At 68.1% G+C, this 12,414-nt stretch carries 8 protein-coding genes; all 8 read left to right on the forward strand.

The window, feature by feature from the left end:
- Positions 1 to 134: 134 nt before the first annotated feature.
- The 8 genes from purB to ACN9M6_RS01120 all read left to right on the forward strand — a co-directional run bounded on the left by purB (position 135) and on the right by ACN9M6_RS01120 (position 12,399).
- On the forward strand, positions 135 to 1,565 hold the full coding sequence (purB, locus tag ACN9M6_RS01085) for an adenylosuccinate lyase (protein WP_419161066.1): 1,431 nt from the start codon (positions 135 to 137) through the stop codon (positions 1,563 to 1,565).
- A complete protein-coding gene (locus tag ACN9M6_RS01090; protein ID WP_419161067.1) occupies positions 1,562 to 2,545 on the forward strand; it encodes a phosphoribosylaminoimidazolesuccinocarboxamide synthase in 984 nt (327 codons plus the stop codon). The genes purB and ACN9M6_RS01090 overlap by 4 nt, the downstream gene beginning before the upstream one ends.
- Positions 2,542 to 2,820: a phosphoribosylformylglycinamidine synthase subunit PurS gene (gene purS / locus ACN9M6_RS01095; RefSeq protein WP_419161068.1), complete on the forward strand. Its 279-nt coding sequence runs from the start codon at positions 2,542 to 2,544 to the stop codon at positions 2,818 to 2,820. The genes ACN9M6_RS01090 and purS overlap by 4 nt, the downstream gene beginning before the upstream one ends.
- Before the next feature lie 4 nt (positions 2,821 to 2,824).
- The gene (gene purQ / locus ACN9M6_RS01100) at positions 2,825 to 3,571 is read left to right on the forward strand and encodes a phosphoribosylformylglycinamidine synthase subunit PurQ (RefSeq protein WP_419161069.1); all 747 of its coding nucleotides are present in this window, start codon (positions 2,825 to 2,827) and stop codon (positions 3,569 to 3,571) included.
- A complete protein-coding gene (purL, locus tag ACN9M6_RS01105; RefSeq protein WP_419161070.1) occupies positions 3,568 to 5,877 on the forward strand; it encodes a phosphoribosylformylglycinamidine synthase subunit PurL in 2,310 nt (769 codons plus the stop codon). The genes purQ and purL overlap by 4 nt, the downstream gene beginning before the upstream one ends.
- On the forward strand, positions 5,874 to 7,313 hold the full coding sequence (gene purF, locus ACN9M6_RS01110; protein WP_419161071.1) for an amidophosphoribosyltransferase: 1,440 nt from the start codon (positions 5,874 to 5,876) through the stop codon (positions 7,311 to 7,313). Before purL ends, purF begins: the two co-directional genes overlap by 4 nt.
- On the forward strand, positions 7,313 to 8,881 hold the full coding sequence (locus tag ACN9M6_RS01115) for a bifunctional metallophosphatase/5'-nucleotidase (protein ID WP_419161072.1): 1,569 nt from the start codon (positions 7,313 to 7,315) through the stop codon (positions 8,879 to 8,881). Before purF ends, ACN9M6_RS01115 begins: the two co-directional genes overlap by 1 nt.
- A 311-nt stretch (positions 8,882 to 9,192) precedes the next feature.
- Complete coding sequence (locus ACN9M6_RS01120; RefSeq protein WP_419161073.1) at positions 9,193 to 12,399, forward strand: TonB-dependent receptor; 3,207 nt, start codon at positions 9,193 to 9,195, stop codon at positions 12,397 to 12,399.
- Positions 12,400 to 12,414 lie beyond the last annotated feature (15 nt).

The raw sequence follows: 12,414 nt of genomic DNA on the forward strand, positions 1-12,414 counted from the left end.
GATCCATCGCCCGTGAACGCTTCGCTCATCGTTGCTCCTCGGTCACATAGCTCTGCTATGCTCCCTTGTCGCGCCTCGTCACGAGCGTGCCTCACCGCTCTCGGTGCGACGCGGGGCTGTGCCACGGACTGCTGATGGCGGAACGTCACTACCCACATCCTCTCATCGACCGCTACGCCTCTGGCGAGATGGCGGCAATCTTCTCCCCACGCACGCAGGCGCTCGTCTGGCGCGACCTGTGGATCGCGCTCGCGGAAGAAGAGCGGGCGCTCGGCGTCGAGATCCCCGACGACGCCATCGTGTCGATGCACGCGGCGCGGGAGCAGATCGACCTCGACCGTATCGCCGAGATCGAGCGGGAACTCCGGCACGACGTCATGGCGCATGTGCACCACTTCGGCGAAGTGGCGCCTGAAGCCCGGAAGTACATCCACCTCGGCGCGACGAGCGCCTTCGTTGGTGACAACCACGGGCTGATCCAGCATCGGCAGGGCCTCGAAATCGTGCGGGACCGGCTGCTGGGCACGATCGGCGACCTCGCCGCCTTCGCTCGGGAACAGGTGGGTGAGCCGACGCTGGGCTACACGCACCTGCAGCCGGCCCAGCCCACGACGATCGGCAAGCGCGCCTGCCTCTGGCTCCAGGACCTGCTCTTCGACCTCGAGCAGATCGAGGCCGTGCGGTCGGAACTCCGCTTCCGCGGCGCCCGGGGAACGACGGGCACGGAGGCGACGTTCCTCGAATTGTTCGAGGGCGACGGCGGCAAGGTGGACCGGCTCAACGAGCGGCTCGCGGAGCGGTTCGGGTTCGCGGGCACATACGACGTCATCGGCCAGACGTACCCGCGGAAGGTCGACCACCGGGCGCTCGCCGTCCTCGCCGGCATCGGCGCCTCGACGGCGCGCTTCGGTCACGACATCCGGATCCTGCAGGCGTTCGGCGAGATCGAGGAGCCGTTCGGGAAGCGGCAGATCGGCTCGTCGGCGATGCCCTACAAGCGCAACCCGATGCGGAGCGAGCGGATCTGCGCGCTCGCTCGGCACCTGTGCACGCTCGAGCTCAACGCCTCGTGGACCGCCTCGGTCCAGTGGTTCGAACGTACACTCGACGACTCCGCCAACCGCCGGATCTCGCTTCCCGAAGGCTACCTCTCGGCGGATGCGCTCCTCATCCTCGCGCGCAACGTGGGCGCGGGGCTCGTCGTCCACCCGGCCGTCGTGGCGCGCCGGCTGGGACGGGCCCTCCCGTTCATGGTCGCCGAGGAGATCCTCATCGCCGGCGTGCGCGGGGGCGGCGACCGGCAGGATCTGCACGAACGGGTGCGGGGGCACGCGCTGGCCGCGCGCGAACGGCTCGACGAGGGCGCGGAGGACAACGATTTCTTCACGCGCATCGCCGGCGACGGCGCCTTCGGGCTCACCATGGAGGCGCTCGACGGGCTGGCCGATCCGCACCGGCTGGTGGGCCGCTCCGCCCGCCAGGTCGAACGCTTCCTGGCCACCCGTATCGACCCGCTGTTCGAGGCCGCGGAGGCGCCGCGGCCCGCCGAGGAAGTGCGCGTATGAACCCGAGCTTCGCCCGAAAGGACGCCATGACCCACACCACGATCGGCACGAACCCGCCGACCGCGCTACATGACATCGACCTTCCGCTGCCGCTGCTCCGCAAGGGTAAAGTCCGCTCGATGTACGACCTCGGCGACCGGATCCTGATGGTCGCCAGTGACCGCATAAGCGCCTTCGACTGCGTGATCCCGAACCCGATCCCCCACAAGGGCGCCGTTCTGACGCAACTCTCGGCGTTCTGGTTCGACCGGACGACGGACATCGTGAGCAACCACCGCATCGCCAGCACGCCCGAGGGCATCGTCGAGGCGGCGCCGGAACTCGCCGACACGGTCGATGTCTGGGGCCATCGAGGGATGCTCGTCGAGAAGGCGCAGCCCTTCCCGGTGGAGTGCGTCGTGCGCGGCTTCATCTCGGGCTCCGCCTGGAAGGAATACAGCCGCCACGGGACGCTGGCGGGCGAACCTCTCCCGGAGGGTCTTCGGGAGTCCGAGGAATACCCGAGTCCGATCTTCTCACCCTCGACAAAAGCCGAACAGGGCCTCCACGACGAAAACATCACATTCGATCAGATGTGCGACATCGTGGGGACGGAACTCGCGACGGAGCTGCGGGACATCAGCCTCGCACTCTACACGGCGGGCCGCGACACGCTCCGTGAGCGAGGGATTATTTTCGCCGACACCAAGTACGAGTTCGGCCGCGCCCCGGACGGAAGGATCATCCTCATCGACGAGGTGATGACGCCGGATTCGTCCCGCTTCTGGCCCGCGGCTTCGTACCGGATCGGGGGCGGCCAGCCCTCGCTCGACAAGCAGCCGGTGCGCGACCACCTGCAGGCGATGGCCGGACGCGGGGAATGGGACAAGACGCCGCCGGCGCCCGCGCTGCCCGGAGAGGTGATCGACACGACGTCGGAGCGCTATCTGGAGGCGTTCCGGCGCATCGCGGGACACGACCTCTACGAGGCGCCCGCATGAGCCGCCCCAACCGCGTCTGGTCGGTGGATGTCCGGATCACGCCGCGCGGGGGGATCCTCGACCCGGCGGGCGAGACGATCCGCAGGGCGCTCGGCAACCTGGGCTACGACGGCGTGCGCTCCGTGCGCGCCGGAAGGCTGATCCGGCTCGAAGTCGAAGCGGAAGGGGCGGAGGCCGCGCAGGCCGCCACCGAGAAGATGTGCGAACAGCTGATCGCGAACCCGATCATCGAAGACTACGTCGTGCGCGTACACGAGGAGGGAACGGGGGGGTGAACGGATGAAGGTGGGGATCGTGCGGTTCCCGGGCTCGAACTGCGATGCGGACGTGTACCGGGCGGTGACGGAAGGGCTGGGCGAGAGCGCCACCTACCTGTGGCACAAGTCGAATGACCTCGAGGGCGCGGACGTCGTGGTGCTGCCGGGAGGGTTCTCGTACGGGGACTACCTGCGGGCCGGGGCGATCGCCCGCTTCAGCCCGATCATGCGGGAGGTGATCGACTTCGCGCGCGGCGGGGGCCTCACGCTCGGGATCTGCAACGGGTTCCAGGTGCTGTGCGAGGCGCACCTCCTGCCCGGCGCGCTCGTGCGCAACCAGGGACTCCGGTTCCGCTGCCACGATGTGGGACTCCGGGTGGAGAACGCGGACACCTCGTTCACGACGGCCTACTCCGAAGGCGACCTGCTGCACATCCCGATCGCCCACGGCGAAGGCCAGTTCGTCGCCGAAGCTTCGACCCTCGATGAACTGGAGGCGGAGCACCGGGTGGTGTTCCGCTACGCCGACGCCCGGGGGAAGGCGACGCCCGCCGCGAACCCCAACGGCTCCGCACGCAACATCGCCGGGATCACGAACGCCGAGGGCAACATCCTGGGGCTGATGCCGCACCCGGAACGCCATTCCCTGGCAGTCCTCGGCAATACGGACGGACTCGGCGTGTTCCAGTCGCTCGTCGCCGCTGTATCCGCATGGAGCCGCCACGGGAGCGAAGGGGCACCGCTGGCCGTCGCGGGGGTCTCTTCATGACCGACATCGCGCTCGATCACCGCGTACAGGCCCGGCCGGGTGACCCCGTCGTGAGCCCCGCGCTGGTCGCGGAGCACGGCCTGAGCCCGGAGGAGTGGGAGCAGATCCTCGACTTCATGGGACGGGAGCCCACCTTCACCGAACTGGGCGTATTCAGCGCCATGTGGTCGGAGCACTGCGGATACAAGAACTCGCGGCCCCTGCTGAAGACGCTGCCCACCGAGAGTGCCGCGGTGGTCCAGGGCCCGGGCGAGAACGCCGGCGTCATCGATGTCGGCTGCGGCTGGGGCGTCGCGTTCAAGATCGAGTCCCACAACCATCCGTCGGCGGTGGAGCCCTACCAGGGCGCCGCCACGGGGTCGGGCGGGATCCTGCGCGACGTGTTCACCATGGGCGCGCGGCCGATCGCCATCTTCGACAGCCTCCACTTCGGCTCGCTCGACTCGCCCCAGTCGAGGTACCTGTTCGACGGGGTCGTGCGGGGGGTCGGGGACTACGGAAACTGCGTCGGCGTCCCCACCGTGGGCGGCGAGGCGATCTTCGACCCGGCGTACGAAAAGAACCCGCTCATCAACGTGATGTGTATCGGCGTCCTGCCGCTCGAGCGCCTGATTCGGGGCGAGGCGGAAGGCGTCGGGAACCCTGTGATGGCCGTCGGCGCACGCACGGGACGGGACGGGATCCACGGGGCCACCTTCGCGTCGGAGGAACTGGACGAAGAGGCGGTCGACAGTCGGCCGCAGGTGCAGGTGGGCGACCCGTTCACGGAGAAGTTGCTCCTCGAGGCGAGCCTGGAGTTGATCGAACGGGACCTCCTCGTCGGGATCCAGGACATGGGCGCGGCGGGACTGACGTCGAGCGGGACGGAGATGGCCGCCCGCTCGGGGTCGGGGATCGACATCGACGTGGCGTACCTCCCGGTGCGGGAGGAGGGGATGACGCCGTACGAGATGCTCCTGTCGGAGTCGCAGGAGCGGATGCTCCTCGTGGCGAAGCCGGAGCACGAGGCGGACGTGCGCGAAGTGCTGGAGCGCTGGGACCTGCAGGCGGCGACGATCGGGCGCGTGACGGACGACGGGATGTTCCGTGTGCGGGAAGCGGGCCGGGTGCGGGTCGAGATCCCGGTGAAGCCGCTCGTGGACGAGTGTCCCACCTATGTCCGCGAGGGCGTCATGAGCCCGGCGGTGGCCGAAGCGCGCGCGGTGGACCTGGAGGCCTACGGGTCCTTCGCCGCGGACGGGGATGTGGACGAGGCGCTGCGGACGCTGCTCGACGCGCCGGTCATCGCTTCGCGCCGCTGGATCTACGAGCAATACGACACCACGGTCCAGACAAACACGCTCGCGGGCCCGGGCTCCGACGCGGCGGTGCTGCGGCTGCCCGCGGCGGGGCGCGCCCTCGCCGCGTCCACCGACGGGAACGGACGGCACACCTGGCTCGATCCGCGGACGGGCGGACGGGCGGCGGTCGCCGAGGCCGCGCGTAACGTGGCCTGCTCCGGGGCGCAGCCGCTCGCGGTGACCAACTGCCTCAACTTCGGGAGCCCGCTCCGGCCGGAGGTGTATTATCAGTTGTCGGGCGCCGTCCGCGGGATGGGGGAGGCGTGCCGAGCGCTCGGAACGCCCGTGACGGGGGGCAACGTCTCGCTCTACAACGAGACGGGCGGGCAGCCGGTCTATCCCACGCCGGTCATCGGGATGCTGGGGGTGATCGAGGACCTCGAGCGTTGCGTCCCGTCGGCCTTTCAGCGCGAGGGGGACGAGATCTGGGTGGCGGGCGCGACCCGCGACGAGATCGGGGGATCGGAATACCTCGCCGCCTGTCACGGCGTGGTCGCCGGGTTGCCGCCGGCCGTGGACCTCGAGGAGGCGTCGGCTCTGGTCGACTTCCTGGTCGAGGGAGCGGCGGACGGGGCCTTCGCCTCGGCTCATGACTGCTCCGACGGCGGGCTTGCGGTCGCGCTTGTGGAGTGCGCGATCCGCGCCTCGGGGGGGCCGCTCGGCTGCACGGTCGACCTGGACGCGGCGCCCGCCGAAGCCGACCTGACGGCGGCGGGGCGCTGGTTCGGCGAGTCGCACTCGCGCGTCGTACTGACGTGCCGGCCCGGCGGGGGAGAACAACTCGCCGCGCACGGGTGGCACCACGGCGTACCCGTGTCGCATGTCGGCACCGTGGGTGGGCCCGACGGCCCGTGCCGGCTGACCGGCGCCGGCCACACGATCGCTCCGCCGGTCCGGGAGCTTGCCCGGACCTACGACGAGGCGATCCCGCGTCGCATGAGCGAGGAGGCAGGCATCACCTCATGAGAAAGCTCCCGACGGACGTGACCGGGGACGCGACGCGCGAGCCGCCGGACAAGCTGCGCGAGGAGTGCGGCATCGTGGCGGTCAGCGGCTCGGGCGCGGCGGCCGAACTCTCGTTCCTGGCGTTGTACGCGCTCCAGCACCGCGGCCAGGAGTCCGCCGGGATCGTCACGGTGGATGACGAGGGGGCGTCGAGAGTTCACAAGGGCATGGGGCTCGTGGCCGACGTCTTCACCGACCAGGTGCTCGGTCGCCTGGAGGGCTCGATTTCGATCGGGCACGTGCGGTACTCGACGGCGGGCGACTCCAGCCTGCGGAACGCCCAGCCGCTCCTCGTACAGTACGAGGACAATCCGCTGGCCCTGGCGCACAACGGCAACCTCACCAACGCGAACCAGCTCCGGCGATCGCTGGCGCGAGACGGAACCATCTTCCAGACGGACTCCGACTCCGAAGTCATCGTCCACCTCATCGCCCGCTCCCGGCGCCGGGATCTGGACGGGAAGATCGACGATGCGCTGTCGCAGGTGGTCGGCGCCTTCTCGCTCCTGCTCTGCATCGGCGACACCATCTACGCGACGAGAGACGCGCGGGGGTTCCGCCCGCTCGTGATGGGGAGGCTCGGGGAAGCCGTCGTCTTCGCGTCGGAGACCTGCGCCCTGGACATCATCGGAGCCGCCTACGTCCGCGATGTGGCCCCCGGGGAAGTCCTCAAGATCCGCGCCGGCCACGTCGAATCCATGCGGCCGCTGCCTCCCGAGACGCCGAGTGCCTGCCTGTTCGAACTCGTCTACTTCGCCCGCCCCGACTCGCGCGTGTGGGGGTGCAGCGTGGACGAGGCGCGACGGGCGTTCGGGCGGCAGCTCGCCCGCGAGCACCCGGCCGAGGCCGATTGCGTGTTCGCCGTGCCGGACTCGTCGAACTCGGCCGCCCTGGGATACTCCGAGGTGAGCGGCCTGCCGTTCGAACTCGCGCTCATCCGCAACCACTACGTCGGGCGCACCTTCATCCACCCGACGCAGACCGGACGCGACTTCAAGGTGCGCGTGAAATACAATCCCGTGCGGGAACTGGTGGACGGGAAACGCATCGTCGTCGTGGACGATTCACTCGTTCGGGGTACGACGAGCTGCGGTCTCGTGACGCTGCTGCGCGATGCCGGTGCGGCCGAGGTGCATTTCCGGGTCGCCTCGCCGCCGGTGCGCTCCCCCTGCTACTACGGGATCGATATGCCCACGCGGGAGGAGCTGATCGGCTCCAGTCATTCGGTCGATGAGATTCGGCAGCATCTGGGCGTCGACTCGCTGGGCTATCTCAGCATGGAGGGGATGCGCGACGCGGTCGGGGACCACGGGCCGTTCTGTGACGCCTGCTGGACGGGCAACTACGCGGCGCCCCTCGTCGACATCGAGCGTCTCAAGGCTCTGCAGGGCACCTGATGGCCCGTCGTCTCGCCCTCTGCTGCCTCGCAGGCCTCACCGTCGCGGGGCTCTCGGGCTGTGAATCTCCTGGATCCGCGGACGTCACCGCGTCGGGCGACGCCCTCTGTGCGCAGATCTTTTCGACCAACGACACGCACGGACGCCTGCTGCCCGCCGTCCAGAGCTGGTCGGAGGGGCGGCCCGTCGGAGGGTCGGCCGCCCTGGCCGCGTACGTGGCCCGTGAACGCTCCTCGACTCCCGAATGCCCCCTGTTCATCGTGTCCGGCGGCGACGTCATGCAGGGCACGCTGATCTCGAACCTTACGGACGGCCGCTCGACGATCGAGGCCATGAACGGGATCGGCTACGACGCCGTCGCGATCGGAAACCACGAGTTCGATTGGGGCGTGGATGTGCTCGTCGAACGGGTCGCCGAGGCCGACTTCGCCATGCTCGGGGCGAACGTCTACCTGAAGGATACCGACCGGCACCCCGACTGGGTCCGGCCGTGGACGATCGTCGAGAAGGACGGCGTCCGCATCGGCTTCGTCGGGATGGTCACGCCGTCCACCCCGACCATCACGCGGGCCGCAAACGTGGTGGACTTCGAGTTCCGCTCCATCCCGGACGCCCTCGACCACTACATCCCCGTCGTGCGCGAGACGGGGGTCGATTTCGTCGTCGCCGTCATGCACGAAGGCGCCTTCTGCGAAGATGATGTGTGTGAGGGCCGGGCTCTGGAGGCGCTGGCCGCGACGACGGAGCGCTTCGACTACGCAGTCACGGGACACACCCACTCGCGGGTCGAGGCCGAGGTCGGCGGCGTGCCCGTGATCCAGTCATTCTCGAACACGACGGCCTATGGACTCGGCCGGATCGACCGGAGCGCGGACGGGACCGTGAGCGCGCGACGCCTCGGCATCCGACAGGTGTGGGCGGACGAAATTGCGCCGGATCCCGCCCTCGAGGAGGTAGTCGCCTCCTACACCGCCGAACTGTCGCACCTCATCGACCGCATCGTGGTGACACTTCCCGAGCCGCTACCGGCCCCGCGAAACGGTGACTTCGCTCTGGGCCGGATCGTGGCCGACGCGCAGCGGCACGCGAGCGGCGCCGACATCGCGCTCATGAACAACGGCGGTATCCGGCGGCCACTCCCCGCCGGTCCCGTCAGCTACTCCGACCTGTTCGAACTGCAGCCGTTCGCCAACATGCTGATCCGGCACACGATGTCCGGCGCACAGCTACTGCGGACACTGGAGCATTCTGTCCGGTCGTCCGGGGACGTGGACCTCCATGTGAGCGGGATCACCGTCCGCTACGATCCGGCCGCCCCCGAGGGCGAGCGGATCCTGCAGGTGACGCTCGACGACGGCTCCCCGGTTCGGCGGGAGGGCCGCTACGAGGTCACGGTCAACGACTTCCTCTCAACCGGGGGCGGTGGCTACACCACCTTCGCGGAGGCCGAGGCCGCCGAAGCCGTCGGTCTCGCGGATCTCGAGGCCCTCGTCTCATACCTGGAAGCGCAGCCGCAGCCCTTCCCCATTCCGCGCGACCCCCGCTGGATCGAGTCCCCCGCCCGCTAGCCCCGGCCGCTAGCCCCGGCCGTCAGGCGAAACAAACCCCGGAACCGCTCGCAGGTCCCTCACGTAGGGAGGTCGCTATCGCGGCGGGGCAGTGCTGGGCGTCGACGCCATCCCGAATGACAACCCGGCCATGCAATACATCATGAACCCGCAGCTTTCCGTGCCCATCGCCTCGAGTAGACGCGTGATGGCGTTACGAAAAACACCGTCCATCGTTACATTTTGAGGGAATTCTGCTGCATACCGTTTGGAGTGATAAACACCCGGCGCCTGCGCCCCGGAGTCTCTACCTCACCAGGCAGGAGTACGCCATGAAATACGCTACCCTCTTCAGAAGCCTGGCCCTCGTCGCTTTCGCGGCATTCGGCGGCCTCTTTCTGCCCTCGGGGACCCTCGCCCAGGGCGTCACCACCGCGGCCGTCAACGGGCGCGTGACCGGGCAGGATCTGGCCCCCCTTCCGAGCGCCGTCGTTACCGCCGTGCACGGCCCGAGCGGAACCTCCTATTCGACGCTCACGCGCGAGGATGGCCGCTTCAACCTTCCGGGCATGCGCGTGGGTGGACCGTACACGATCTCGGTCTCGCTCATCGGCTTTCAGGACGAGTCGCTGGCGTCGCTCACGCTCGCTCTGGGTGAAAACCGGCGGATCGACTTCGTTTTGGGCGTGCAGGCGGTCGCCGTGGGCGAGATCACGGTGACGGCCGAACGCGGCGCGATCCTCTCGAGCGGGCGTACGGGGCCCCAGCAGACCGTGACGACGCGCGAGATCGAGAGCCTCCCGACGATCGCCCGCAGCATCCAGGACTTCGCGCGCCTCACGCCGCAGGCGCTGGGGACGAACATCGGGAGCAGCGAGAACATCGGTGGGGTGAGCATCGGCGGAAAGAACAACCGTTTCAACAACATCTCCGTCGACGGCGCGATCCTCAACGACGTGTTCGGCCTGCCGGCCAGCGGCACGCCGGGTGGCCAGGCGAACTCGCAGCCGATCTCGCTCGACGCGGTCCAGGAGTTCCAGGTCGCGATCGCGCCCTTCGACATCCGCCAGGGCGGCTTCACGGGGGGCTCGATCAACGTGATCACGCGCTCGGGGACGAACGACTTCGACGCCTCGGGCTACTTCTTCGGACGTAACGAGAGTTTCACGGGCGCCCTCGACGAGAACGAACTCAGCCAGTTCAGCGAACTGCAGGCCGGATTCAGGGCGGGCGGCCCGATCCAGCGCGACAGGATCCACTTCTTCACGAGCGGCGAGATCAAGCAGTCGAGTCGCCCGCTGGCCCTCGGACTCGCCGGCAGCAGTCAGACCACGACGATCCCCATCAATTCGGCGTCGGTCAACGAGATCATCGACATCGCCAACGCCGTCTGGCGCCATAATCCTGGTTTGTTCGAGGAGGAACTCCAGCGCGAAACGGACGATCTCAAGCTCTTCGGCCGCCTCGACTTCAATCTGTCGGACGATCAGCATCTCACCGTGCGGCACAACCATGTGAACGCGAGTTCGGACCGCGGGATTTCCCGCAGCAGGTCGACATTGGGGTTGCCGAGCCAGGGGTACGAGTTCGGTGCCGTCTCCAACTCCACTGTGCTGCAGCTGGACAGCCGATTCGGGGCGAGCACCTCGAACATGTTGCGTGTGTCTTACCAGCGTCAGCGAGACATCCGAAACCCGGACTTCCCGAACTTCCCGTCGGTGACCATCGAACCGCCCGAAGGCCCGCGCGGCGAAAGCGTCAGGCTGGGCGTGGAGCGCTTCTCTCAGCAGAACGCGCTTGACCAGGACGTGTTCGAGATCACCGACGACCTTAGCCTCTTCCGAGGCGACCACACGATCACCCTGGGGACGCACAACGAGTTCTACTCGTTCTCGAATCTCTTCGTGCAGGATGCGTTCGGAGAATGGCTGTTCTCGGGAGATGACGCCCTCGAGAACTTCCGGAACGGGGTTGCGACCCGGTATCGGGCCTCCGTCTCGCGCCTGTCGGAACGATTCCCCCGGGCCGAATGGAGCGCCATGCAGTTCGGCTTCTACGCCCAGGACCGGATCGAGCTGAGTGACCGCTTCAACGTCACGCTCGGCCTCCGCGCGGACATCATGGCGATGCCCGGCGCACCGCTCGAGAACCCCAACTTCGCCGCCGCCTTCCCCGGCCGAAGCACGAGCGAAGTGCCGAGCGGGAACGTCATGTGGTCGCCTCGGCTCGGCTTCAACGCCGCGCTCGACGAAGACCGGACGACCCAGATCCGGGGCGGCACCGGGATCTTCACGGGCCGCAATCCCTTCGTGTGGCTCTCGAACCAGTATTCGAACACCGGGATGGACTTCATCCGCATCAACTGCCCCGTCTGGGAGGGCTGCACTCCGCCTCCGTTCACGGGGGATCCGGACAATCTGCCGAGCGCGCGCGAGGAGGCCACGACGGAGGTGAACCTCACTGACACGGACTTCAAGTTTCCCCAGGCGTGGCGGACGTCCGTCGGCATCGACCGGGAGCTTCGCGACGGGCTGGTGCTGACAGTCGAGGGGATCTATACGAAAAACGTCAACGATGTCATGTTCCAGGATCTGAGCCTCGTCCGCGAGGGGCGGGCGATCGACGGCCGCGTGTTCTTCGCCAGAGAGAGGGTGGACCCCGAGTTCTCGCCCGGCGTCTTCCTGCTCGACAACACGAACCAGGGCCGTCAGATGCAGTTCACGACCCAGCTCCAGAAGCGCTTCGGTGGCGATTTTATGCCCAACATGTTCGGGAGTCTCTCGTACACCTGGACGGACGCCACGGACGTGAACAGCGGCCAGTCCAGCCGCGCGATCTCGAACTTCCAGTACAACGAGGTCGGCGTCGACCCGAACGATCCGGGCGAGGGGACGGCGGACTTCGAGATCAAGCACCGGATCGTCGCCTCGGTCTCGCAGCGCATTGCCTGGAGCGAGGACGTGGGGACGACGATCACGGCCTTCTACGAGGCGCGGGCGGGCCGACCCTTCAGTTGGACGTACTTCGGCGACGCGAACAACGACAGGCGCAGGTTCAACGATCTCGTGTTCGTACCCGGTGACGCCGACGACGCGATCTTCGACACGGATTGCAGAGGGTGCCTGGACTTCGCCGCCTGGGACGCCTTCGTGAGCAACGTTCCCGACCTGGACGCGTCCCGGGGCCAGATCGTGGATCGGAACTCGTCGCGAGAACCGTGGGTGCGGAGCCTGGATCTGCGGATCGCCCAGGATCTGCCTCTGCCTGGCGCCGGCAGCCAGAACCTCCAGGTTACCCTCGACTTCATCAACGTGGGGAACTTCTTCAACGAGGAGTGGGGGCGGCAGAGGTACGCTCCCTTCCAGGCCCCCACGATTCTGTCGTTCCGCGGCTACGACTCCGACTCGGGACGTCCCATCGTCCGCTTCTATCAGGGCGACGAGAACGACGACGGCGTGGCCGACGCCAGCGATGTGCTTGACATCGACAACATCCTGTCCCGGTGGGCGATTCAGCTCGGCGTGCGACTCTCTCTCTAGCGGGCACCGGCCCGC

The sequence above is a fragment of the Candidatus Palauibacter sp. genome, assembly GCF_965197445.1.
GTDB lineage: Bacteria > Gemmatimonadota > Gemmatimonadetes > Palauibacterales > Palauibacteraceae > Palauibacter.